We start from the raw sequence: 24,291 nt of genomic DNA, 5'->3' as shown, positions 1-24,291 counted from the left end.
CCCGAGCGTTTATAGCGAAAGAGGGGGACCGTCCGCTCGGACGATCCCCCTCTTCGGCGGTCGGGCTCAGGCGGGCACGGGCTGCGGCTCGCCGTCCGGACGCGGCGCGGGGATCCCGCCCTCGACCGGCTCGGAGGTCACGGCGACGCCCTCGGCGGGCTCCTCGTCGACCCGGACCGAGCCGATCTCGCCCGACCCGAGCGGGACGAACCGGGCCCCGGCCGCGATGATCAGGGCCAGCACGACGATCGCGCCGACGCCGATCCGCAGGGACGTCGCGTCCGCGAGGAACCCGACGACGACCGGGCCGAGCAGCAGGCCGCCGTAGCCCATGGCCCCGGCCTGGGCGACCGCGGCGGCGGGCTGGCCGGGCGCGGACGTCCCGGCGAGGGACATCGAGATCGGCACGACCGTGGCGACCACCAGCCCGGACAGGAAGAACCCGATGATCGCGACCGTGGTGTTCGGCGCGGTGACCACGACGGCCATCGCGACCGCGGTGCCGACGCCCGAGACGACCAGCAGGTTCCGGGTGCCGATCCACATCCGCAGGTGGTCGCCGCCGATCCGGCCGATCAGCATGGCCACCTGGAACATCGGGTAGCCGAGCGCCGCGACGGCCTGCGTCGCGCCGAGCTCGCCGTGCAGCAGCAGGCCGCTCCAGTCGGCGATCGAGCCCTCGGTCATGAACGCGACGAACGCCAGCAGGCCCACGAGGTAGACCGCCATCGGCAGCCGGGCCCGGCGGCGTCCGCCCCCGGCGACGGCGGCGGCGGCGCGGACCGGACGGTCGGCCAGGTAGGTCGGGCCGAGCAGCAGCGCGAGCGGCAGCGCGGCGAGCGCGACGGCGAGCACGGTGGCGCTGAAGCCGAGCCCGGCGTGCGCGGTGCCGAACCCGATCAGCCCGCCGGTCATGGCGCCGACGGACCAGCCCGCGTGCATGGACGACAGGATCGACCGCTTGTACTCGTGCTCGACCACGCTGGCCTGCGCGTTCATGGCGATGTCGGTGATCCCGAAGGTCATCCCGAACAGCGCGACGGCCGCGATCAGAACCCCGTAGGTCGGGGCGAACCCGACGCCGATGTAGGACACCGCGGTCAGCGGCAGCGCGACCCGCAGGACCGAGCGGCTGCCGAACCGTCCCATCACGGAGCGCAGACCCTGCATCGCGACGAGCGCGCCGAGGCCCCAGACGAGGACCACGATGCCGATCTCGCCCTCGCTCGTTCCGAACTTGCTCGCGAGTGCGGGCATGCGTGACGTCCACACACCACAGAGCAGTCCTGCCAAGGCGAAGGTCAGGAACGTGCCTGTGCGAGCGCGCAGCAGCATGGTTCACCTCTTTCTCGTCTGGTCGGGGCGGAGGGCCCGGGATTCAGGTGTCCGGGCGTGCAGGAACGCTCCAAAGCCCATGGGGGCACCCGGAGGTTCGGCGGCGCGCGCCGGGGTCGTGGTGGTCGTGCGAAGTGGGGTCGTGCGGGGGTCGTGCGAAGTGGGGTCGTGCGGGGGTTCTGCCGGGGAGGTCGTGCCGGGCGGCGACTCGGCCTGGTGTCAGCCGGAGGCCAGGGCCAGCAGCCGTTCCCTCAGCGCCGTGAGCTCCGCCTGGTCGTACAACCCGGGCGAGTGGCTCAGAACTTCCCAGAGGCCCTCGGCGGCGAGCCGGACGACCATGGCGGTGGCCGGATCCGGATCCTCGCCACAGGGACGCTTGTGCCAGCGGCCCATGGCCTCGTTCAGCGGCTCGGCGAGCTCCGGATCGGTGGCGGCGGCCGTGATGGCCGACCATCGCCGGTGCGCCCGGGCCTCCCCGGTGAGGATCTCGAAGGTCGCCAGGACGTAGGCGCGGGTGTAGGACCCGGGGCCTCCGTCGTCGAACGAGCCGATCAGCTCGTCGAACTCCGCGATGACCCGGGCGACCAGCGCCTGGACCAGGGCTTCCTTGTTCGGGAAGTGATAGAGGAGCCCGCCCTTGCTGACGCCGGCGCGCTCGGCGACCGCGTTCAGCGTCAACGCGCGTCCGCCGTGCTCGAACAGCACGGCCTCGGCGGCGTCGAGGAGGGCTTCCTTCATCATGGCCTCTTTACTGTACCGACCGGACGGTTCAGGGGACAACTCGAAGATCTTCCGTAAAAATCACATCTGGAGCGTAAATATTCCGCTGTGACCACGGTCACTCCGCAGGTTTCGCAGAGTGGTCCACGGAGTGTCCGGGCCGGGACGGGGCCGGGGCCGCGCGCGGATAACGCCGGGCCCGCGCGCGGATAACCTGGGGCGCGTGGTGACCTATCTGGACCATGCGGCGACGACCCCCATGCTCCCCGAGGCGATCGCGGCGATGACGGCCGAGCTGGCCGAGCTGGGCAACCCCTCGTCCCTGCACGCCGCGGGCCGCCGGGCCCGCCGGGTGGTGGAGGAGTCCCGCGAGATCCTCGCCGAGGCGTTCGGCGCGCGGCCGAGCGAGGTGGTGTTCACCTCCGGCGGCACCGAGGCCGACAACCTCGCGGTGAAGGGTCTGTACTGGGCCCGCCGGGCCGCCGACCCGGCCCGCACCCGGGTGCTCGCCGGGGCGGTCGAGCACCATGCCGTCCTCGACACCGTCCAGTGGCTCGCGGGCCACGAGGGCGCGAAGGTCGAGTGGATCCCGTGCGACGAGTCCGGCCGGATCCGGCCGGAGACGCTGCGCGAGATGATCGGCGCCGGCGACGACGTCGCCCTGGTCACCGTGATGTGGGCGAACAACGAGGTCGGGACCGTCCAGCCGGTGGCGGAGCTGGCCGCGGTCGCGCGCGAGCACGGCGTCCCCTTCCACACCGACGCCGTCCAGGCCGCCGGGCACCTGCCGGTCGACTTCGCCGCGTCCGGCGCGCACGCGCTGACCCTGTCCGGGCACAAGCTGGGCGGGCCGATCGGCGTCGGCGCGCTGCTGCTCGGCAAGCCCGGGAAGTCCGGCGGGGTCGACCCCGTCCCGGTGCTGCACGGCGGCGGGCAGGAGCGGGACGTCCGCTCCGGCACCCTCGACACGCCCGCCATCGCCGGGTTCGCCGCCGCGGCCCGGATCGCCGCCGAGCGCCGCGCGGACGAGGCGGCCCGGCTCACCGTCCTCCGCGACCGGCTGATCGCGGCCGTCCTCGACGCCGTCCCGGACGCCGTCCTGAACGGCGACCCGTCCGACCGGCTGCCCGGCAACGCGCACTTCTCGTTCCCCGGCTGCGAGGGCGACGCCCTCCTCATGCTGCTGGACGCGCGCGGCATCGCCTGCTCGACCGGATCGGCCTGCTCGGCCGGAGTCGCGCAGCCGAGCCACGTCCTGCTCGCGATGGGCGCGACCCCCGAACGCGCGCGCGGGTCGCTGCGCTTCACCCTCGGCCACACGTCCACCGACGCCGACGTGGACGCCCTCGCCGAGGCCCTCCCGCCCGTCGTCGAACGCGCCCGCCGCGCCGGCCTCAGCTGACGGCGCTCCCCGCGCCGCGCTGCTCTCGCTGGCGGCGATTCTTCGCGCCGAGCCGCGTTGGCTCAGCTGACGACGTTTCCCTCGTCCTGCGTTGGCCTTGGCCATCGGCGTTTCTTCGCGCCTAGGGCGTGTCTCGAAGTCACCTGCCCTACTGCGCGACGCCCAGGCACGCACCTCGCGGGGTTGTCGTCGGTCGACGGCCAAACCCGGGCCGACTCCCTCCTCCGCCCCCACGATGCACGCACCCGGACGCCGCTCGCCACGGGCGCCGACTTCGAGACACGCCCTAGTCGGCTTCGGCGGGGCTCTTCAGCCTGGGTTGGGGGAGGCCGCGCGGGTCGCGAGGTAGTCGTGGACGGGCACGGCGCGGGTGAGCGTCAGGCCGGTCAGGACGTGTGACGCCGAGACGATCTCCAGGACGGGCAGGTCGGCGAGCGGCGCCATCACGTGCTCGAACAGCTGGAGCCGGGCCGGACCCCGCCACGCCTGCTTGACCGTGACGTCGGTGATCCGCGTCCGGACGAGCGCGCAGGTGCTCGGCCCGTCCGCGCCGAGCACGGTCCTGACCATGAACGTCGGGACGGTGATCTGGTCGCGCGCCTCGTCGGCGTTCATCGGCGCGTACCTGTAGGGCATCGTCGCGGTCGCGACCCGCTGGGCGCCGTGGTCGAGGGTCCCGACGAGCGTGTCCTCCTCGACCAGCAGCCGGGGCGTGCCGAGGTTCTCGGGGTGTGGCGGCGGCTCGCGTCCGGCGAGGACGGCGCTGCCGCCGCCGTCCAGATGCCCGCCGTCCAGGTGTCCGCCGTCTGGGTGCCTGGCGTCCAGGTACACGGCGTGCAGGTACTCGCCGTCCTCGCCGCCGAACCGGACGGCGATCACCTGGCCCGCCTCGGTGCGGGGGCCGAGGCCGTCCACGTCGTCCATGCGCATGACCTCGAACCGGACGAGGGGCTCGGCGACCTCCAGGGGTTCCGGGACGGCGGCGCGGAGCGCGTCCGGATCGCTGCGGTAGACGATGTTGAGGTACTCGCGGCCGACGAACCGGGTGGCTCGCGGCGGGTACGGCGGTGCGGCGAGCGGCGGGTCCGGGGCGCGCAGCGGATCTTCCGGTTTCATGAGCACTCCTTGAAACGCGGCCGCGTTTGCGTCCCGCCCGATGAACACGAACCGTCACATAGCGTCACCAGCTGCTAAAGGTAGGTTCTCCGCCCGGACGGCCCGTGAAACACCGCACGTGAAACATCGCGCGGCGAAGGTGCTGGGGCACGGCTTGGGCGGCGGGCGAGCGGGCATCGTCGGCCGGAAATGTGAAACGGCCCCCGCCAGCCCCTCAGCGAAGTACGTCCGTGAAGGACGACTCGGCGTGAGGGGCGGCGTGGGCCGCTTCGGGCGCGACGAAGGTCAGGGCTGGAAGGGGGCGAGGGCGCGCCAGCCGGGGTCGTTCGTGGAGGCGACCTTGGCCTTGCCCTCCGCCCACCCGGCGGTGAGCTGGTCGAGCTCGGCGAGGACGCCCGAGTCGGGGTCGGCGTACAGGTGGAAGACGCGCAGGCCGTCCCCGGTCTGCCGGACGACCAGCACCGCGTCCGGGAGGGCGTCGAGCTTCTTCTCGAACTTGCGCAGCGCGGACGCGGACGGCTCGACGGGCAGCCGGTCCGGGTTGGCGTGCTGGTAGGGGACCGACACCTCGACGTGCAGGTCGGCGAGCGGGTGGTCCTGCCGGTGCACCGGGAAGCGGATGCCGAACTGCGCGGGGTGCCCGCGCGGGGTGCGGCCCTCGCCGGACAGCCAGGTCGGCTCGCGGAAGTCCTCGACGATCTGCTCGACGACGGCGGGCAGCACGGCCGGGGGCAGCGAGTCGACCGGCTCCTCGGCGGAGATCGTCACCTCGCCGATCCAGCGCGCCACGTCGTCCTCGCCGAGCGCCCAGTGCAGCACGTGGAACGCGACCGCGACCTGGTGCTCCTCGGAGACGAACAGGAAGTCGGGGTGGTAGGCGGTGATGTCGACCCGGCCGCGGAACTGGTCGGCCCGCATCCCGAACCGGACGTACTCCAGGTCGAAGTCGTGGTCGCCGAGCTGCAGCTCCTGGCCGAGCATCTCCGGATCGGCCGGACGCGCCGGATGGAACTCCCAGCCGCCCGCCGCCTCCCCCTGGGGCGCGGCGCGGTACCAGCGCTCGGCGAGCCCGCGCAGCTCCGGGTCACCGGCTCCGGACACCGTCAGCGACGGCGCCCGGCCCTCCATGCCGCCGATCTCCCACTGCAGCTCGGAGTGGATCCGCGCGACCCTCCGGGACAGTTCCTCCATGATCTCCGCCGACAGCCCGGCGGGGATCTCCGGCTCGGCGTCCCCGTTCGCGGGGGCCTCCGCCAGCAGCGCCTCGGGCGTGTCGGGCACGGCCGACAGCGACCCCTCCAGGTCCGGGCGCGCCTGCGCCCACCACTCCCAGAACTCGCTGATCGCCGGGCTCACGGCGGACGGCGTCTCACGCGGGCGGCGGAAGATTCCCACCAGTCGTCTCTTCCTGTCTCAGATCGCATGGCCGGGCCCGGAAGAGCCCGCTCCGCAACCCTACGCGAGCCCCCGTCCGTCTCGTCATCCACGACCCGCCCACCCCTGCCGACGTCCGCGCGCGCCCTCAACTCCACGTTCGCGCTCCTGGATTCCTGAACTCCTGAACGCGGGAAAGGGCCCGGCCGCTGTGACGTTCCGTAGGTGAACTTCTGCGGCCTGATGCTTCCGGCGCGCGCCGGCCCACGTCTACGCTTCCGCCACCATCGCGAACAGCTGTGACCGTCCGACCGCTCCGGCCATTCCAGCCGTTCCGCGTGGCCTTTCACAGGAGGGGTTCATGGACGATTACATCGCCGAGGTCCGGCGTCGCATGGAAGCCGACGGCTGCGCGCTGAGCGACGAGTACGTGGGGCAGTACCCGGCCCTCGTCGGCTACCGGTCGAACTGGCGGATGGCGAACAAGCTGCACCTGGTCACCACGGTCGCGCGGGTGGAGAACGCGAGCCCGGCGGTCGTCGACCGGTACGTCCAGGCGAGCGTCGGCCTGGCCAAGCAGCGGTACGGCCAGATGCGCGGCCTGCAGTCCGGCGTCCTGACCGTCCCGGCGCTCGTCGCCGACACTGTGGACGACGAGACCCGGCTCCTCGTGTCCAAGCCGTACCGCCTCAAGCTCGGAGGCTTCGCCGCCCTCGCCCGTCCCGTGGTCGTCGACCTGCAGAGCGGCGAAGCCCTCGCGTTCCGCGGCTTCCGCCTGTGGGGAGCCGCGTTCCAGTCCTACATGCGCGGCAAGGTGAACCTCTACTTCCCGCCCGCGTCCGGTCCGTCCGGTCCGTCCGGTCACGCCGGTCCGTCCGCCTGACCACTCTCACTTGACGCGGAGCGAGCCGATCACGGTGTTGACGTCCGGCCAGAGGCGCTTGTGGGTCTCGGGGATGTCGACGAAGAGGAACGCGGGGCGGGGAAGGCCGGTGTCGACCACGGCGACCGCCATCAGGTCCAGCTTCGCCTGGACCTTCTCCTCGTTGAACCGGACCTCGCGGACGATCACCCAGCCCTTGCGGCCGCTCACGACGATCGGCTGGGACGCGACGTCGCGGCCCCGCGCCGAGCTGCCGATGCCGATTCTCTGGCGGTAGTCCTGCATGGCCCCGGCGAGGTTCCGCAGCCGATTCTGGCCCTTGGCGCCCGCGTCCGCCATGAGTTCGCTCTTGAGCAGGCCCGAGGCGATGAGGGCCTCCCACTTGGCCTCGCTCTCGAACGACTGCTTGCGCGTGAACCCCTGCAACATCGGATCGACCGTGCGGCTGTTGCCCCAGGTTCCGCCGAACGACATGTAGGACAGGCGCGAATCGGCGTCGCTGACCCGCCCCGCGGTCGGCGAGCCTTGCCCGGGATAGCGCTTGACGCGGACCGTCCGGGTCAGGCGGCTCTCGCCCGGCAGCGTTCCGTTGCCCTGCGCCGGGATCTTGGCCCCCGGGACGGTGGGGTCGGTCGGGGTGACATCCGAGCAGTTCGCCGTGCCGCTCGAGCCGAATCCCGAGTTCTGGCTGATCACGCGTTCACCGACCACGACGGTGCAGGTGACGGTCCCGGGGCCGTTGTCGGAGACGTTCTCCGCCCTGATCGACAGGTCGCCGTTCTCGGGCATCCGGATCGTTTTGCGCAGCGGAAGGGCAACGGAGTCCAGGTTCGTCACGGCGCCCTTCAACGCGAAGCTCACGTCCGCGGTGCGGCGGTCCCCGGTGACCACGAAGGTCACGTCGACCTCCTCCGTGCCCCGCTTCGGCTCCTCGTCGGACGAGCCGCACCCGGCGAGCGCCAGCGGCAGGAGGACGCCGAACGCGCCCAGGCCCGCAGGGAACCGCCCCAGCGGTGTCCCACGCCTCGCGTTCCGCATGCTCATGTCAGTACTCCTCACACCTGCTCGGTGAACAACGGTCCAGACGGTGTTGACGTCCGGGCGTCCTGCGGCGGGTCGGGATCGAACACTGGCCACAGTGTCTTCGCTGCGTTGTCCAACCGTCCCCCCGGGTGTTCACGATCAGGGGGATCGTGGCAGGGACAAACAGGCCTTGAACAGTGCTTTTCCAGCCATCTATGGCAGATTTTCCGGTATGTCACCCTCGGTCAAGGAACACATACGGGGCATGGGTACCACTCTCCGGACGTGCTCCATGGCGGCCGAAGGCGAGCCGGTGCCGGCGTCGACGCCCGCACCCTTCGCGATCAGCGCGCGCTGCCTCCGACGGGGACCAGGACGAGGAGGAGGATCGCGCCGAGCGCCAATTCGGGGAACAGCAGCAGGCCGCCCAGCGCGGCCAGGGCGTCGAGGGTCGATCGGGCGATGGGATCCGCCGGCAGCATGCGCCGGCGGGAGGACGGGGGGACGGACATCTTGCCCGGCGTGCTGCTTCCGGAGCGAGGGTCTTCGGTCTTCATGCCGTTCCTCCGGTGTGTTCGGCCAGTACGTTCCTTGCCAGGTGCGCTTCGCGAAGGCTGGTGCGCAGGGTCGCGAGGCCGGTCTGGTCGGCGAGGTCGTCGATCTCGTCGACCGCCAGCTCGTCCCGGACGGATCGGGCGAGCACCTCGATGGCGTCGTCGTCGAACTCCGCGAGCTCTTGCAGGGCCTGCCATTCGCGGTAGGCGATGTCGGCGGCGTGGGTGCGTTCGGCGTACCGCTCCAGCGCCTCCACCCGCTCGGTCACCGCGGCGACCGACGCTTGGAGCGCCTTCCGCTGCGACGCGGTCGCGGCCTTCACACGCTCGCTGTCCTCCACGCCCTGGGCGGCGGAGGCCAACTGCCGTCCGACCCGGGACAGCTCGGCCAGCGACTGCGCGATCTCCCACTCCTGCCAGGGAAGGGTGATCTCGTCCGGGGCGTCATCGAGCAGCCCGGCGGCCTTGACCTTTGACTCCTGGACGGTGTCGATGGCCTTCTGCGCGCGAAGCATCGTCCCGGCCATGGACGCCCCCAGCCACCGCCGGTCGTCCTCGGCGAAGTCGGCCTGCAGGAAGTAGCGGCCGTGGTAGACGCGGGCGGCCTCGGCCCGCTCGTCCTCCCAGACGCCGAACACGATGAGCAGGACGAACAGGAGGAACTGCAGGGCGACCTCCACCTGCATGAACGTCCAGAACCCCTGGTGCCACCAGACAAGACCGAGCCCGGCCTGCGCGACGATCCCCATGGGCAGTCCGACCATCATCCCCAGAAGGATGGGCGCGCCCACGATCGGCAGGAATCCACTGGCGGTCGCCATCCCGAAGGCCGTCCCCATCAGCTTCGCCGACCGTCCACCGCGTCGCGGCGGAGACGGGGGCGAGCCGGACGCCGGGGCCAGCATCGTGGGATCGCTGAGCAGGATCTTCCGGATCTCCTGCGGCAGGGCGGGGTCGATCACCAGCCGCAGCGTCTTCTCGTCGTCCAAGCGTCTCCCCTGTGATCACGGTCAAGGTGATCGTGGCAGGACGGAACGGCCCTTGAACAGGGGCTTTCCGGTCATCTGGGACAGATTTTTTTTTGGTACGTCACGCTTCGTCAGTGAAGCGACACCGGGCAGGGGCTCCTGGCACTGGAGGGTGTCTCCGGCGGCCGGGACCGGCCTGAAGGCGGCGGGAAAGGCGTTCTCGTGCGGGGTCTGGGTCACTAGAGTGCGTTTGTTCTGTGACGAGGAGCCCTCATGAGCCATCCCCCCACGCCCCCCAGGGATCCCCGGTTCGCGCCGCTTCAGCAGGGCCACCCGGCGCAGCCCTACGCGCCGCGTCCCGGGAATCCGGCTCAGCCGTACGCGCCGCAGCCTCAGCCGCACCCGGGATTCGTCCAGCCGGCCCCTCCGCATCCGGCCCCTCCGCATCCGGCCCCTTCGCATCCGCATCCGGGATACGCGCAGCCTGCGCCGCCGTACCCTGCGCCTCCGCAGCTCGCCGCGCCTCCGCCCGCGCCTCCGCAGCAGTATCAGCAGCAGCCCTATCCGCAGCCGGGGTATCCGCAGCAGGCGTACCAGCAGGGGCCGCCGCAGCCCGGCCCGCCAGCCGACCTCTACGCCGAGTCGCTGCTCGTCTACGACCAGCCACAGGGGTTCTTCTCGGTCGAGGCGAACTACACGATCTGGTCGGCGGACGGACGGCCCGCCGCGTACGTCCGTGAGGAGGGCGTCAACGGCGCGCGCAAGGTGTTCCGCGCGCTCAACCAGGGGACGCAGAACAACGCCGAGCGCCGCCTGAGCATCATGCGCCCGGACGGCATGCCGCTGTTCTCGTTCTACAAGCCGTACGGGTTCGCGCACACGCCCAAGATGCACATCCTGTCCCCGCACAACCAGCCCATCGGCTACCTGCGGAAACGTGCGCTGCGCGGCTGGGAGCTCCTGGACGCCTACGACCGGCAGATCGGCTACTACGAACTCCTCGGCGGTCGCGTCAAGGACAACGGCGAGAACGAGCTGGCCCTGTTCCGGCGCGCGAGCGAGGGGTTCGGCGACCTGCTCGCCCAGGCGTTCACCGGCTCCGACCGGTACGTCCTGCGCCAGCACGTCCAGCTGCCCGAGCCGTTCAAGACCCTCACCCTGGCCTGCCCGCTCGCCTTCGACACCGCCGTCTCGCAGAACCGCAGCCTCGGCGGCTTCCTGACCTGACGTTCACCGGGCCGCCGAGGTCCGAACCCCGGCGGGTCGCTGTCGTCACATGTCGTACTTCGTGAAGCGGACGAGGAGTTCCCACAGGACGCGGCGCTCGTCGTCGCTGAAGTCCTCGAGAAGGTAGTCGTGGGTCGCCGCGGCGACCTCGTCCGCCTTGGCGAAGACCTCGCGGCCCTTGTCGGTGAGGGTGATCGACTGCGTGCGGCGGTCGGTCGGGACGGGCGTCCGGGTGATCAGCCCCATGCGCTCCAGGTCGTCCACCAGGCGGACCATCGTGGACTTGTCCGTGGACATGCTCTCGGAGAGCCGCCGCTGGCTGCACGGACCCTTCTGGATCAGCACCGCCAGCGCGCCGTAGTGGAAGCTCTTCAGGCCCAGCGGCCGGAGCGCCTCGGTGAAGACCTCCCGCGCGCGGACGTGGGCCATGCGCAGGAGCATCCCTACGGGCGGGCCTTCCGGATTGTTCGTCACGAATTCCTAGTCTAGACCAGATGGGATAGTTTCAGATGAGATAGATTCATCTGAGACCATCTCACATGAAATTGGTGTTGTGTCGATGCGACGACCCAAGCGATGGACCGTGCTGCTCTTCCGGGTGGCGGCCATCCTGCAGGCCCTGCTGGTGTTCCTCCAAGCGGTCTTCGCGGGCCGCTTCCTGTCCGGTGGCTACGGCGCGCTGAGCATGCACAGCGCCAACGCCATGTTCACCATCCTCATCGGGATGCTGGCGGTGGCCGCCGCCGTGCTGCTCTGGCGTCCGGGCGGCGGGCCGGCACGGCCGATCGGCCCGGCCGCGGTGATGGTCGTCCTCGAGATCGTCCAGATGATGCTCGGGTTCGGGCGGGTGCTCGCCGTGCACATCCCGCTGGGCGTGGCCCTGATGGTCGGCGCGACCACGCTGATCCGCCTCGCCTTCCAGGCCGGTTCCGCGGGCAGCGCCCCGTCCAGGGACGAGCGCGTCTCGGAGGTCGTGTGATGGCGGGCGACCGGCGATCGCTGTCGCGGCGCGGCTTCATCGGGGCCGGGCTCGCCGTGGGCGCCGGCGCGGGAGCGGTGGCGCTCGGCGGGGCGAAGTACCTCGGCACCGCGCAGCCCGGCCGCCTGCTGGCGAGCAAGCGCGCGCTGCCCAAGCCGTTCGAGCGTCCGTTGCGGCTGCCGCCCGTCCTCAAGCCCACGCGCACGGACGCGACGACCGACTACTACGAGATCGTGCAGCGCGCCGCCGACCTGGACATCCTGCCGGACGTGAAGACGACGGCCTGGACCTACGGCGGAACGTTCCCGGGGCCGACGATCGTGTCCCGCTCCGGACGCCGCGCGGTGGTCAGGCACACGAACCGGCTGCCGCGGCCCGTGGTCGTCCACCTGCACGGCGGGCACACGCCGCACGACAGCGACGGCTACCCGGGCGACGAGATCCTGCCCGCGGGCGGGAAGCCGACCATGGCGATGGGCGGCCACCCCATGCCCGGCAAGCCCGTCATGGGCAGCCGCGACTACACCTATCCGATGGACCAGCGGGCCGCGACGCTCTGGTACCACGACCACCGCATGGGCTTCACCGGCGCGAGCGTGTGGCGCGGGCTGGCCGGTTTCCACCTCGTCCACGACGAGGAGGAGGACCGCCTTCCGCTGCCGCGCGGCGACCGCGACCTCCCGCTGATGATCACCGACCGGTCGTTCGCCGCGGACGGCTCGTTCAGCTACCCGTCCATCGACCGGACGCTGGAGCACGTGCCCGGCGTCCACGCGGCCCACATGAACGGCGTCCTCGGGGACGTCATCCTGGTCAACGGCGTGCCGTGGCCGGTGCACCCCGTCCAGCGGCTGCGCTACCGGCTGCGGCTGCTGAACGCCTCGAACGCCCGCAACTACCGGCTCGCGCTCGACCCGCCGCCGCCCGGCGGCAAGGGCATGGTGCAGATCGGCTCGGACGGCGGGCTGCTGTCCAGGCCGATCGCGCACGACGGCATCGACGCCGCCCCGGCGGAGCGGTTCGACGTGGTCGTGGACTTCGCCCGCTACCGTCCGGGCACGCGCGTGCGGCTGGTGAACCTGCTGGAGGACGGCCGGACGCGCGAGGTCATGGCGTTCGACGTGTCGTCCTCGGCCAAGGCTCCGCGCGAGGATTCCACCGTCCCGGCCCACCTGTCGAAGATCCCCCGGCTCGACCCGGCGAAGGCGGTGGTGACCAGGACGTTCACGCTGCAGAAGAAGGGGAACAGCTGGCAGATCAACGGCCGCGACTACGAGCCCGGCAGGCCGCTGGCGCGGCCGAGGCTCGGGCAGCTGGAGCGGTGGCGGTTCGTGACCGACCTCCACCACCCGATCCACCTGCACCTGGACGCCTTCCAGGTCGTCGGGCGCGGCACGCGCGGTCTCGGCCCGTACGACCACGGCTGGAAGGACACGATGGACCTGCGTCCGGCCGAGCTCGCCGAGGTCGCGGTGCGGTTCACCGACTACCCGGGCGGGTTCGTCTTCCACTGCCACAACCTCGAGCACGAGGACATGGCCATGATGGCCGACTTCACGACCGAGTAGCCGGGTAGCCGACTCCGTGGGGAGCGCCCCTTCCATCAGGGAGTGACCCTGCTCACGAGCGGGTCACCGGCTTCACGAAGGAGTAAGTGTCCGGCCAATTTTCTTTGGCGTTACCCTGAGCGGCGATCATCGGGGAGAGATCAGGTCCGGTGATCATCAAACGAGATCACGTTCGGGGGAACGCGTGCGGAAGCGCGTACTGGCGACGGCGGGGGCCGTCGCCACGCTGACGGCCGTGGTGGCGGCCGGGTGGACCGTGGAGACGCACCGGGGCTCGCCCGGGTCCTCGGCCCGCCCGTCAGGGCCGTCCGGCCTGTCCGGGCCGTCGAAGTCGGCGGCCCCGGACGGCGCTCCGGCACCGTCGAGGAGTCCGGGCAACAAACGGCTCCGCATGGTGAACGGACGGGCCCAGCCGCCGACCGTCCGCGTCCCGGAGTCCGGAAGCGGCCGGTACGCCGTCGCCAAGGGGACGGCCCAGGCCCCGGCGGGCGCGCGGGGCACGACCGTCCGGTACGTCGTGGAGATGGAGCGCGGCCTGCCGTTCGAGCTCACCGACTTCGCCAAGAGCGTGCACCGGGTGCTGAACGACCCGCGGAGCTGGGGCCACGGCGGCCGGATGCGGTTCGTCCGCGTCGACCACGGCCCGGTCTCGTTCCGGGTCGCGCTGTCCAGCCCCACCCTGACCGACCGGCTGTGCGCGCCCCTGGTCACCGGCGGGGAACTGTCCTGCCGGCAGGGGGTCCGCTCGGTGATCAACGCGCGCCGCTGGGGGACCGGTGTCCCTTGGTACCAGGGCGACCTGGCCGCCTACCGGGAGTACGTGATCAACCACGAGGTCGGGCACGCGCTCGGCCACGGCCACGAGCAGTGCCCCGGCCCCGGACGCCGCGCGCCCGCGATGGTGCAGCAGACCAAGTCGCTGTACGGGTGCCGCCCGAACCCGTGGCCGTTCCCGTCCGAATGACCGCCGCATGACCGTTCCGTCCGAATAAAGGAGTGGCGGACGGCCTTTACGCTGGAGTGGTTATGACTCTGCGCGTACTGGCCGCCATGTCCGGCGGCGTCGACTCCGCCGTGGCCGCCGCCCGGGCCGCCGAGATGGGACACGACGTCACCGGCGTCCACATGGCCCTGTCCAGCAATCCCCAGTCCTACCGGACGGGCGCGCGCGGCTGCTGCACCCTGGAGGACTCGCGGGACGCGCGCCGCGCCGCCGACGCGATCGGCATCCCCTTCTACGTCTGGGACCTGGCCGAACGCTTCCAGAACGACGTGATCGACGACTTCGTCAGCGAGTACGCGGCGGGCCGCACGCCCAACCCGTGCCTGCGCTGCAACGAGAAGATCAAGTTCCAGGCGCTGCTGGACCGGGCCGTCGCCCTCGGCTTCGACGCGGTCTGCACCGGCCACTACGCCCGCTGGGACGGCGCGGTCCTGCGCCGCGCGGTCGACACGGGCAAGGACCAGTCCTACGTCCTGGCCGTCTGCACGCCCGAGCAGCTGTCGCGCGCGATCTTCCCGCTGGGCGACACCACCAAGGCCGACATCCGGGCCGAGGCCGAGCGGCGGGGCATCCAGATCGCCAAGAAGCCCGACAGCCACGACATCTGCTTCATCGCCGACGGCGACACCAAGGCGTTCCTGGCCGACCGGCTCGGCGCCGCGCCCGGCCCCATCGTGGACGTCGACGGCGAGGAGCTCGGCGAGCACGAGGGCGCCTACGCGTACACGATCGGGCAGCGCAAGGGGCTGCGGCTGGGCCGTCCGGCCCCGGACGGCAAGCCCCGCTACGTCCTGGACATCTCCCCGGTGACCAACACCGTGACGGTCGGGCCGCGCGAGGCCCTGGACGTCCACGAGATCACGGCGGAGCGTCCGGTGTGGCTGGGCGAGGCCCCGGCCGGGCCGGTCGGCTGCCAGGTGCAGTTGCGCGCGCACGGCGAGGTCCACGACTGCACGGCCGAGCCGTTCGATGACGGCGTCCGCATCCGCCTGGACCGTCCGGCGCGCGGCGTCGCCGCCGGTCAGGCCGCCGTCCTCTACGTGGGCGACCGGGTGCTGGGCTCGGCGACGATCTCCGAGGCGGTCCGCGCCCCCGCCTGAGCGATGCCGCCGCGATCCCGGACCATCCGCGATTCCGGACCGCCCGCGATTTCGGGACCGCCCCGATTCGGAACTTTCCGGGTTCGGGACCGCACGCGATTCAGGATTGTCTGGGACCTGGGCAGGGGCGGGCCGAGTCCGTATGCTCCCGTGGGCATCGCCCCACGTGAGAGGACCTGCCTGTGAAGTTCGGCGTCTCGACCTTCGTGACCGACGACGGCATCGGCCCCGCCCCGCTCGGACGGGCCCTGGAGGAGCGCGGCTTCGGCTCGCTGTTCCTGGCCGAGCACACGCACATCCCGGTCAGCCGCGAGTCGCCGTGGCCGGGCGGGCCGGAGCTGCCGCGCCGCTACTACCGGACGTACGACCCGTTCGTGGCGCTGACCGCGGCGGCGGCCGTCACCGAGCGCCTGACGGTCGCGACCGGCATCGCCCTGATCGTCCAGCGCGACCCGATCATCCTGGCGAAGGAGGTCGCGTCGCTCGACCACGTCTCCAACGGACGGGCCGTCCTGGGCGTCGGCGCGGGCTGGAACCGCGAGGAGATGCGCAACCACGGCACCGACCCGCGCACGCGCATGAGGCTGCTCCGCGAACGCGTCCTCGCGGTGAAGGAGCTGTGGACGAAGGACGAGGCGGAGTTCCACGGCGAGTTCGTGGACTTCGACCCGGTGTTCTCCTACCCGAAGCCCGTCCAGGACCCGCACCCGCCCGTCCTGCTGGGCGGGTCCGGCCCGACCACGTTCGACCGGGTCGTGGAGTTCGGCGACGGCTGGATGCCGATCTACGGCCGCGGCACCGACGACCTGCCGAACCAGATCGCCGACCTGCGGGAACGCGCCGGACGCCGGCTGCCGGTGACGGTGTTCGCCGCCCCGCCGAAGGCCGAGGTCATCGCCGAGCTCACGGCGGCGGGGGTGGACGAGATCCTGTTCGACCTCCCCACCGCGTCCGAGGACGAGACCCTGCGCACCCTGGACGGCCTGGCCAAGCTGTTCTGACACGCACCGGCCGAAGAGCGCCGGGGAGCCCGCTCGGCTTGGGCTCCCCGGCGTCTCGGCTATCGCTTGGCCATGAAGGCGGCTGCGTGGTTGTAGAGCTTGTACAACTTGAAGGCCGTCGCGTACGCGGGCGTGCACGCGTTGCCGAAGACGGTCGTGGCCTGCGCGTCGGTCAACGTCGCTCCGGCGGCGGCGTGGTCACTCGACCCGATGCGCGCGCCGAACACCTGGCGCATGACGTCCAGCATGTGCTGGCGCTGCGCGGGGGAGACGGTCTTCCACCACAGGCAGTCCACGTGCGAGAGGCTGCCGTCCTCCTCGTTCTCGTTGGCCGCGGCGGTCTTCCCGGGAGCGGACGTCGTGCTGGTCCCGGGCTTGGCCGGAGTCGTGTACCAGGGGCAGGGGCCACCTGGCGCGCGCGTGTCCTGGGTGATGCAGGTGAGGAGTTCGAGTTCGTTGCCCACGTTGCCGAACCCGAAACTGAGCCAGGGCGCGCGTCCGCTGAGGCAGTCGGGAAGCCCCGCCGGGGACGACGTGACCTTCTTGCCCGGTGCCGCGATGTTGTTCCACCAGCAGTTCTCCGTGTTGCCGGGGAATGCGTCCCACCAGAAGTCCACACCGTTCGGGGCGACCTTCCCCGTGGGTGAGACGCCCATGACGTTGCCGTGGAACCTGTTGCGGTAGGACGTGGAGACCGTCAGCGGGTTGCAGCCCGGGATGTCGTTCCGGTCGCCGCACACCGCCGCGTCCGGGGACGAGAACAGCATCGGCCCGCGTCGCCAGTTGTCGTAGAAGTGGTTCTGCCGGACGACGTTGTCGTTGCCGCCCGCGATCCACAGGCCCGTTCCCACCGGCACGGGGACGCTCGGGGAGACGTCCGAGCCGGGCAGGTACGGGTTGAAGTTGTTGGAGTAGAAGTTGTTGGCCTCGATCAGGTCGCCCTGCTGCGGGAAGCCGGGGTGACCCGCGGCGGTGAAGACGTCCGTCGTGAAGCCGAGCGCGTTGTCGTAGAAGTTGTTGTGGTCGACGTGGGTGGCCGAGCCGTTCGTCCCCGAGTAGCCGCTCGTGTTGTGGTGGGAGTCGCAGTAGCGGATCTGCTGGCTGTAGCGGAACGTCGGATACCACTTGGTGTCACGTCCGGCGGAGGTCTTCGCGCCCGCGCCCGGGTAGAGGCCGGAGTCGCCGCTTCCGGCGGCTTCGCAGTTCTGGACGAGCCCGTGGTCCTCGACGAACGTCAGGACGCCGTACTCGCCCGAGTAGAACGCCTTGAAACGGTCGAGCAGATAGCCGTCCGTCTCCAGGACGTAGATCCCGTGCTCGTTCGCATGGCGGACGTTCATGTTCCGCAGGACGAACCCGTCCGCGCGGTCGACGCGTATGCCGACGTCCTTGGCGGAGACACGCGGGCCGCCGTTGCCGGAGGCGGCGCTCCCGGCTTCCACGACGACGTCGTCGGCGCTGACGCCAGAGCCCTCCATCTGCAGGTTGCAGCGCACGCACGAGCCGAGGTTGGGAATGCCGTGCCTATCCAGGAGCGGCGGATCCGGATCCTTGGCGGATCCTGGTGTCCGGCCCATGACGGCGATGAGGTTGGTGTCGTTCTGGCACTTGTACTCGCCCAGGTAGGAGTACGCCCCGGACAGCAGCTCGTACTGCTTGCAGGCCGGGTCGTGCGAGAGCGCCTTGCGGGACGTCGGTTCCGTGTAGATCCCCGGTAGGACGACCACTCGGTCGTTGTTCCCGGACGCCGTCACCGCAGGCTGGATCTCATGGAACGAGCATCGTGCGAACAACGCCTTGTTGGTTTTCCACAAGGCGTCCGCTTCGGCCTTGCTGAACGTCCTGTGGTCGTGCGGCCGGATGTCGTAGCCCTTACGCAGGGCCTTGTCGATGGACGCGCGTAGGCGGGTCAGCGAGTCGGCCTGGCACACCACTTTCGTGTGGCCGCCCGTCTGCAGGGCGGACGCCAGCGTCCGGGCCGTCGGCACCTTCCCGCCCGCGCAGGGGCTGACCGAGCAGTCCGGCTTGGGATCGGGCCAGTAGGAGGGGCGTTCGATGTGGGCCTGGGCCGGGGCGGTCAGCCCCAGGAGCACCAGGCCGGTGACCAATGAGGCCGTCAGGAGACGCCGGGGGGTGGGTCTGCTCACCGAGGGTTCCCTTCGTGCTGCGGCGGGGGGCCCGAATGCGGCGAAAGGGGTGATCGAAATTGGTGAGACGGTTTCACGTCCGTGGGGTGCGGTCAAGCGATCGGAAAGCCCGTTAAGCTGCCGTGACATGGCGTTTCCATGGATGTCCGGAACTGCGACCGGCATCGGCTCCCACCCGGGCGACGACCCGTCCGAGGCCCTGCGGATCATCTACGGCGAGGTGCCGCAGCTGCCGCACCTGCCCGAGCTGCCCGCCCGCGGTCCCGGCGCCGACATGATCGGCCGGACCGCCGGGATGCTGATCGACATGCCGGTCCGGGTCGAGCCGTCCGGCTGGCGGCTCGGCGACCGGCCCGGCCGTGACAACCGGCGCGCCGCCGACCACCTCCGGCACGACCTGGACGTCCTGGAGGAGCTGGTCCACGGGCACGACGGGCCGCTGAAGATCCAGGTCTGCGGGCCGTGGACGCTGGCCGCCGCGATCGAGATGCCGAACGGCCAGCGCGTCCTGCGCGACGCGGGCGCCGTCCGCGACCTGACCGCCTCCCTGGCCGAGGGCGTCGCCCGGCACGTCGCCGACGTCCGCCGCGCCGTCCCGGACGCCACGATCCTGCTCCAGCTGGACGAGCCGGGCCTGCCCGCCGTCCTCGCCGGACGCGTCCCGACCGCGAGCGGCCTCACGCGCCTGCGCGAGGTCGAGGCTCCGGTGGCCGAAGAGGGCCTCCGCGAGGTCATCGAGGCGGCGGGCGACGTCTTCCCGCTCGTCCACTGCTGTGCCTCGGACGTCCCCTACGGCCTCATCCGCGGAGCCGGGGCCAAGGGCGTCTCGGTCGACATGAAGCGCGTCCCGGTGAAGGACGACGACGCCGTCGGCGAGGCCATCGACGCGGGCATGGCGATGTTCCTCGGCGTCGTCCCCGGCACGGACGCGCCGCTCCCGCCCCTCGCCAAGACCGCCGAACCCGTCCGGGAGCTGTGGCGCAGGCTCGGGTTCCCGGCCGCGACGCTCGGCGACCAGGTCGTCGTGACGCCCGCGTGCGGCCTCGCGGGAGCCTCGCCCCGATACGTGCGCGCGGCCCTGGAACGCTGCCACGAAACGGCGCGTATGCTCCACGAAACCGACGAGTAGACGGGTCGCGCCCCCGGGCGCGACACCCCGCCGGAGGGCCCGGAAATGTCGGTGGGGCGCGAGAATGGGGGCATGACCTTGAGCGACGGTGTTTCGGCAGGCGGTGCTTCGACGGGCGGGGGCCCCGGGAACGGCGCTTCGGCGAGCGGGGTTCCTGCGGACGCGCGGCACCGGCACGCCGCGCTGAGCCAGGAGATCGACGACGCCAACTACCGGTACTACGTGCTCGACCAGCCGACGCTGACCGACGCGCGGTACGACGCGGCCATGCGTGAGCTCCAGGCCCTGGAGGCCGACCATCCCGAGCTCGTCACGCCCGACTCGCCGACCCAGCGGGTCGGCAGCCCGTTCGTCACCGAGTTCGCGACGGTGGCGCACCTGGAGCCCATGCAGAGCCTCGACAACGCGATGAACGCGGACGAGCTGCTCGAGTGGAACGACCGGGTCGTCAAGGAGGTCGGCGAGGGCCGGGCGTCCTACCTGTGCGAGCTCAAGATCGACGGCCTGGCCGTCGCGCTGACCTACCGGAACGGCGTCCTGGAGCGGGCCGCCACCCGCGGCGACGGCCGCACCGGTGAGGACATCACGCTCAACGTCCGCACCATCGAGGCCATCCCCGACCGGCTGTCGGGCGAGGGCTGGCCCGAGGTGCTGGAGGTCCGCGGCGAGGTCTTCCTGCCCGTGGAGGGCTTCGAGAAGGTCAACGAGGTCCAGGTCGAGCAGGGCAAGGAGCCGTTCGCCAACCCGCGCAACGCCGCCGCCGGATCGCTCCGCCAGAAGGACCCGCGCGTCACCGCGTCCCGCCCGCTGAGCATGCTCGTGCACGGGTTCGGCGCGTGGGAGGGCGGCGAGCGCCCGACGTCCCAGGCCGGGACGTACGCGACGATGAAGTCGTGGGGCCTGCCGACCAGCGACCGCTTCCGGGTCGTCGAGACGCTCGACGAGGTCCGCGCGTACATCGACCACTACGGCGAGCACCGGCACGACCCCGAGTACGAGATCGACGGCGTGGTGGTGAAGGTCGACCAGTTCGTCCTGCAACGGCGGCTCGGCTCGACCTCGCGGGCCCCGCGCTGGGCGATCGCGTGGAAGTACCCGCCGCAGGAGGTCAACACCAAGCTGCTCGACATCAAGGTCGGCGTCGGCCGCACCGGGCGCGTCACCCCCTACGGCGTGATGGAGCCGGTGAAGGTCGCCGGGTCCACGGTCGAGCGCGCCACGCTGCACAACGCGAGCGAGGTCAAGCGCAAGGGCGTGCTGATCGGCGACACCGTCGTGCTGCGCAAGGCGGGCGACGTGATCCCCGAGATCGTCGCGCCGGTCACCGGCCTGCGGGACGGCTCGGAGCGCGAGTTCGAGATGCCGACGCACTGCCCCGACTGCGGCACCGAGCTGGCGTACGAGAAGGAGGGCGACGCCGACATCCGCTGCCCGAACGCGCGGTACTGCCCGGCGCAGCTGCGCGAGCGCGTCTACTACCTGGCCAGCCGCAAGGCGCTCGACATCGACGCGCTCGGCTACGTCGCGGCGACCGCGCTCACCCAGCCCCTGGAGCCGAAGGATCCGCCGGTCACCAACGAGGGCGACCTGTTCCACCTGACCGTCGAGCAGCTCCTGCCGATCCGCAGCATGGTGCTCGACCAGGAGACCGGCACCCCGAAGGTCGACCCCAAGACCGGCGAGGACAAGATCGTCACGTTCTTCGCCAACCTCGAGGGCGAGCCGAAGAAGACGGTCGAGCTGCTCTTCGAGTCGCTGGAGAAGGCGAAGTCGCAGCCGCTGTGGCGGGTGCTGGTCGCGCTGTCGATCCGGCACGTCGGCCCCCGCGCCGCGCAGGATCTCGCCCGCGCCCTCCGCTCGATGGACGCCATCGCCAGCGCCACCGAGGAGGAGCTCGCCGAGGTGGACGGCATCGGCCCGACGATCGCCACCTCCATCAAGGACTGGTTCGCCGTCGACTGGCACCTGGAGATCGTCGACAAGTGGCGCCGGGCCGGGGTGCGGATGGCCGACGAGGGCGCCGACGAGGGCCCGCGTCCGCTGGACGGCGTGACCGTCGTCATCACCGGGTCGCTGGAGAGGTACAGCCGCGACTCGGCGAAGGAGGCGGTCGAACGGCTCGGCGGCAAGGTCTCCGGGTCGGTGTCGAAGAAGACCGGGTTCGTCGTGGTCGGGGACAGCCCGGGGTCCAAGTACGACAAGGCCGTCAAACTGGGCGTTCCGGTGCTGGACGAGGACGGATTCGGCGTCCTGCTCGCCGACGGGCCGGATGCGGCCAAGGCCGTAACCGAAAGCGCGGAGGACTGACCTGCGGTGACAGTGGAAGTGGTGACCAGCGGGTAGTTACTTAAGGGTACTTTTCGACTACCTACTGGTAGCATGTGCCTGCGGGAAGGGCATAACGGTACGTACCCAACCGGTTCCGCGAAGTTGACCGAAAGCCGTACCCTCCCACCTATCACGGCGGACTCCGGGGCCGGTCCTCCGGCTCCCGGGTCCCTTCCGCCGCTTGCCGCCAGGGGATGACCTCCCGGACCCCCCGAGGAAGTGATGAAGGACCCGAACAACACGCGGAACACGTCACCGCGCCGGGGCTCTCCGCTGTGGATCTTCTTCGCCGCCAGCATCGGGCTCGGCGCCGCCGCGGGCGCCATGGCGCTCACCGGGGTGGCCCGCGCCGACCTGGACGCCCTGTTCGGCAACCCGGTCTTCTGGATCCTCGGCGCCTTCATCGTGGTCGGCGAGATGCGTCCCATCATCGCGCCCGGCCTCACCGAGACCAGCGGCGCGACGACCTCCACCACGTTCTCCATCGCGGCCCTGCTCTACGCGGGCCTGCCGGTCGCCGCCACGCTGCAGGCCGCCGCCGCCGTCACGTGCGGCGTCTTCCGCGGTCGCAGCCCGCACCGGATCGCGTTCAACGCCGCGCAGTACATCCTCAGCCTCGGCGCGTCCGCGCTGGTCCTGAAGGTGTTCGGGATCCATCCCTCGCCCGCCGCCCCCTGGGTGCCGGGTGGCCGCGACCTGCCGCTCATCGCGCTCGTCGGGGTCGCCTACTTCGTCACCAACGTCACGCTCGTCGGGTCGGCCATCGCGCTGCACGAGCGGATCACCCTCGTCCGGGCCCTGCGCTGGGACCTGCCGTACCAGATCCTCGTCCACCTCGCGCTGCTCGGCCTCGCCCCGCTGATGGTCATCGCCATGGACCGGTCCGCGGCGTTCGTCCCGCTGATCGTGCTGCCGTTCATCGCGGTCTACCTGAACGCGTCGGTCTCGGTGCGGCGCGAGCACCAGGCCCTGCACGACGGCCTCACCGGCCTGCCGAACCGCAAGCTGCTGATCACCCGCACCGAGGAGGCGATCGCCCACCTCGGACGCCCCGCCGCGCGACCTCTCGGACGTCCCGCGCCGCCGCCGTCCGGCGGAAGCCTGCTGCGCCGCGGCGGCGGCGACGAAACCGCCCAGCGGGTCGGCCTGTTCCTGCTCGACCTCGACCGGTTCAAGGAGGTCAACGACACCCTCGGGCACCCGACCGGCGACCGGCTCCTGCAGCTGGTCGCGCACCGCCTGACGCACAGCGTCCGCCCCGGCGACCTGGTCGCCCGGCTCGGCGGGGACGAGTTCGCGGTGCTGCTGCCGACCGTCCGGGACGAGGCCGCCGCGCGCGAGGTCGCCGCCCGGCTGCGCGCCGCGCTGAGCGAGCCGGTCCGGCTGGACGGCGTGTCGTTCGACCTGGAGGGCAGCGTCGGCATCGCGCTGTACCCCGACCACGCGCCCGACTTCGAGCTGCTGCTCCAGCGCGCGGACGTCGCGATGTACCACGCCAAGGGCAGCCGCACCGGCGTCGAGGTCTACTCGCCCGACCGCGACCGCAACTCGCCCGCCCGGCTCGGCCTGCTCGGCGACCTGCGCCGCGCGCTCGACCGGGGCGAGCTGGAGCTGCGCTACCAGCCCAAGATCGCGCTGCGGGACGGACGCCTCGTCGGCATGGAGGCGCTGCTGCGCTGGCGCCACCCCGAGCGCGGCGTCCTCGGCCCCGAGGAGTTCCTGCCGGTCGCCGCGCAGACCTACCTCATGCGCGCGATCACGCACGAGGTCGTCGACATGGTGCTCGCGCAGGCCGAGGCGTGGTGGAGGGAGGGCCTGACCGTCCAGGTCTCGGTGAACGTGTCCGGCCGCGACCTGCTGGACGCCAACCTCGCCGAGACCATCGCCGAGGGCCTGGTCGCCCGCGACCTGCCCGCCGCCGCGCTCCAGCTGGAGATCACCGAGCGGGTGCTGACCGGCGAGCCCGCGTCCGGGTCCGGCACCGTCGCCGCGCTCACCGACCTCGGGGTCGCGCTCAGCCTGGACGACTTCGGCACCGGGTACTCCTCGCTGGTCCGGCTGAAGCGGCTGCCGATCGAGGAGGTCAAGATCGACTCCTCGTTCGTCCGGCGGCTCACCGCCTCCCCGGACGACGCGGTCATCGTCCGCTCGGTGGTCGAGCTGGTCGCCACCCTCGGCCTGCGCTCGGTCGCCGAGGGCGTCGAGGACGGCCAGACCGCCGCGCTGCTCCGCGAGATGGGCTGCGACGCCGCCCAGGGCTGGCACTTCGCCCGCCCGATGGACGCCGCCCGCGCCACCGCCTACCTTCGCCAGGGCATGCGCGCCGGCGGCACGGCCGGCCGCCTCCCCGGCGACGGCGACACGCCCCTGGACGACCGTCCCGCCTCCGTCGGCCGCCAGTGACCACCCCTCCGGCCGCCCACCGCGCGAGTGT

General features: G+C 71.6%; 20 protein-coding genes. 11 read left to right on the top strand and 9 right to left on the bottom strand.

Going from position 1 to position 24,291, the window contains the following annotated elements; translation table 11 throughout:
* Positions 1-66: 66 nt before the first annotated feature.
* Together P696_RS48335 and P696_RS0126815 are read right to left on the bottom strand one after the other, a co-directional pair.
* A complete protein-coding gene (locus tag P696_RS48335; protein ID WP_084338183.1) occupies positions 67-1,335 on the bottom strand; it encodes an MFS transporter in 1,269 nt (422 codons plus the stop codon).
* Between the two features lie 219 nt (positions 1,336-1,554).
* Positions 1,555-2,076, bottom strand: a complete 522-nt coding sequence (locus tag P696_RS0126815; protein WP_026414740.1) for a TetR/AcrR family transcriptional regulator — start codon at positions 2,074-2,076, stop codon at positions 1,555-1,557.
* A 205-nt stretch (positions 2,077-2,281) separates the two neighbouring features.
* Between P696_RS0126815 and P696_RS0126810 the strand changes: the two genes are divergently transcribed.
* Positions 2,282-3,457: a cysteine desulfurase family protein gene (locus P696_RS0126810; protein ID WP_026414739.1), complete on the top strand. Its 1,176-nt coding sequence runs from the start codon at positions 2,282-2,284 to the stop codon at positions 3,455-3,457.
* Positions 3,458-3,766: 309 nt separating this feature from the next.
* Here P696_RS0126810 and P696_RS0126805 read toward each other — a convergent pair whose 3' ends face one another.
* Positions 3,767-4,573 (bottom strand): acetoacetate decarboxylase, encoded by an 807-nt coding sequence (locus P696_RS0126805; RefSeq protein WP_026414738.1) that lies wholly within the window; start codon positions 4,571-4,573, stop codon positions 3,767-3,769.
* Between the two features lie 285 nt (positions 4,574-4,858).
* Positions 4,859-5,968, bottom strand: coding sequence for a DUF695 domain-containing protein (locus P696_RS0126800; RefSeq protein ID WP_026414737.1), 1,110 nt, complete (start codon positions 5,966-5,968; stop codon positions 4,859-4,861).
* Positions 5,969-6,308: 340 nt separating this feature from the next.
* Here P696_RS0126800 and P696_RS48330 point away from each other — a divergent pair, with 340 nt between their 5' ends.
* Entirely contained in the window at positions 6,309-6,830 is a 522-nt protein-coding gene (locus P696_RS48330) for a hypothetical protein (protein ID WP_051468214.1), read from the top strand.
* A gap of 6 nt (positions 6,831-6,836) precedes the next feature.
* On the opposite strand, the gene P696_RS48325 is transcribed toward P696_RS48330, so the two are convergent.
* The 3 genes from P696_RS48325 to P696_RS48320 all read right to left on the bottom strand — a co-directional run bounded on the left by P696_RS48325 (position 6,837) and on the right by P696_RS48320 (position 9,396).
* Positions 6,837-7,874, bottom strand: coding sequence for a hypothetical protein (locus P696_RS48325; protein WP_051468213.1), 1,038 nt, complete (start codon positions 7,872-7,874; stop codon positions 6,837-6,839).
* Between the two features lie 323 nt (positions 7,875-8,197).
* Positions 8,198-8,410, bottom strand: a complete 213-nt coding sequence (locus P696_RS0126785; protein WP_026414736.1) for a hypothetical protein — start codon at positions 8,408-8,410, stop codon at positions 8,198-8,200.
* A complete protein-coding gene (locus P696_RS48320) occupies positions 8,407-9,396 on the bottom strand; it encodes a hypothetical protein (protein ID WP_051468212.1) in 990 nt (329 codons plus the stop codon). The genes P696_RS0126785 and P696_RS48320 overlap by 4 nt, the downstream gene beginning before the upstream one ends.
* A gap of 252 nt (positions 9,397-9,648) precedes the next feature.
* Between P696_RS48320 and P696_RS0126775 the strand changes: the two genes are divergently transcribed.
* The gene (locus P696_RS0126775; RefSeq protein WP_026414735.1) at positions 9,649-10,602 is read left to right on the top strand and encodes a hypothetical protein; all 954 of its coding nucleotides are present in this window, start codon (positions 9,649-9,651) and stop codon (positions 10,600-10,602) included.
* Positions 10,603-10,647: 45 nt separating this feature from the next.
* Here P696_RS0126775 and P696_RS48315 read toward each other — a convergent pair whose 3' ends face one another.
* Positions 10,648-11,076 carry a MarR family winged helix-turn-helix transcriptional regulator gene (locus tag P696_RS48315; protein ID WP_157429931.1) on the bottom strand — a complete coding sequence of 143 codons (429 nt, stop codon included), beginning with the start codon at positions 11,074-11,076 and terminating at the stop codon, positions 10,648-10,650.
* A gap of 85 nt (positions 11,077-11,161) precedes the next feature.
* Between P696_RS48315 and P696_RS48310 the strand changes: the two genes are divergently transcribed.
* From P696_RS48310 to P696_RS0126745, 5 genes are all read left to right on the top strand, one after another.
* Complete coding sequence (locus tag P696_RS48310; protein ID WP_157429930.1) at positions 11,162-11,581, top strand: hypothetical protein; 420 nt, start codon at positions 11,162-11,164, stop codon at positions 11,579-11,581.
* Positions 11,581-13,149, top strand: a complete 1,569-nt coding sequence (locus P696_RS0126760; RefSeq protein ID WP_026414734.1) for a multicopper oxidase family protein — start codon at positions 11,581-11,583, stop codon at positions 13,147-13,149. The genes P696_RS48310 and P696_RS0126760 overlap by 1 nt, the downstream gene beginning before the upstream one ends.
* A 184-nt stretch (positions 13,150-13,333) precedes the next feature.
* The gene (locus tag P696_RS48300) at positions 13,334-14,113 is read left to right on the top strand and encodes a DUF3152 domain-containing protein (RefSeq protein WP_245627817.1); all 780 of its coding nucleotides are present in this window, start codon (positions 13,334-13,336) and stop codon (positions 14,111-14,113) included.
* Between the two features lie 62 nt (positions 14,114-14,175).
* Positions 14,176-15,252: a tRNA 2-thiouridine(34) synthase MnmA gene (gene mnmA / locus P696_RS0126750; protein WP_026414733.1), complete on the top strand. Its 1,077-nt coding sequence runs from the start codon at positions 14,176-14,178 to the stop codon at positions 15,250-15,252.
* 182 nt (positions 15,253-15,434) lie between these two features.
* The gene (locus P696_RS0126745) at positions 15,435-16,253 is read left to right on the top strand and encodes an LLM class F420-dependent oxidoreductase (RefSeq protein WP_026414732.1); all 819 of its coding nucleotides are present in this window, start codon (positions 15,435-15,437) and stop codon (positions 16,251-16,253) included.
* A 59-nt stretch (positions 16,254-16,312) separates the two neighbouring features.
* Here the strand turns inward: P696_RS0126745 and P696_RS48295 are convergent, their stop codons facing one another.
* Entirely contained in the window at positions 16,313-18,400 is a 2,088-nt protein-coding gene (locus tag P696_RS48295) for a right-handed parallel beta-helix repeat-containing protein (RefSeq protein WP_170026586.1), read from the bottom strand.
* Positions 18,401-18,542: 142 nt separating this feature from the next.
* Between P696_RS48295 and P696_RS0126735 the strand changes: the two genes are divergently transcribed.
* From P696_RS0126735 to P696_RS48285, 3 genes are all read left to right on the top strand, one after another.
* Positions 18,543-19,529 (top strand): methionine synthase, encoded by a 987-nt coding sequence (locus P696_RS0126735; protein ID WP_034487034.1) that lies wholly within the window; start codon positions 18,543-18,545, stop codon positions 19,527-19,529.
* A 72-nt stretch (positions 19,530-19,601) separates the two neighbouring features.
* Positions 19,602-21,836 carry an NAD-dependent DNA ligase LigA gene (gene ligA, locus P696_RS48290; protein ID WP_084338179.1) on the top strand — a complete coding sequence of 745 codons (2,235 nt, stop codon included), beginning with the start codon at positions 19,602-19,604 and terminating at the stop codon, positions 21,834-21,836.
* A 243-nt stretch (positions 21,837-22,079) separates the two neighbouring features.
* Positions 22,080-24,260, top strand: coding sequence for a putative bifunctional diguanylate cyclase/phosphodiesterase (locus P696_RS48285; protein ID WP_084338177.1), 2,181 nt, complete (start codon positions 22,080-22,082; stop codon positions 24,258-24,260).
* Positions 24,261-24,291 lie beyond the last annotated feature (31 nt).

This window comes from Actinomadura oligospora ATCC 43269 (genome assembly GCF_000518265.1).
Classification (GTDB): Bacteria; Actinomycetota; Actinomycetes; order Streptosporangiales; family Streptosporangiaceae; genus Spirillospora; species Spirillospora oligospora.
Note: the sequence above shows the minus strand (reverse complement) of the source record. Positions and strands in the feature narration are given on the sequence as shown.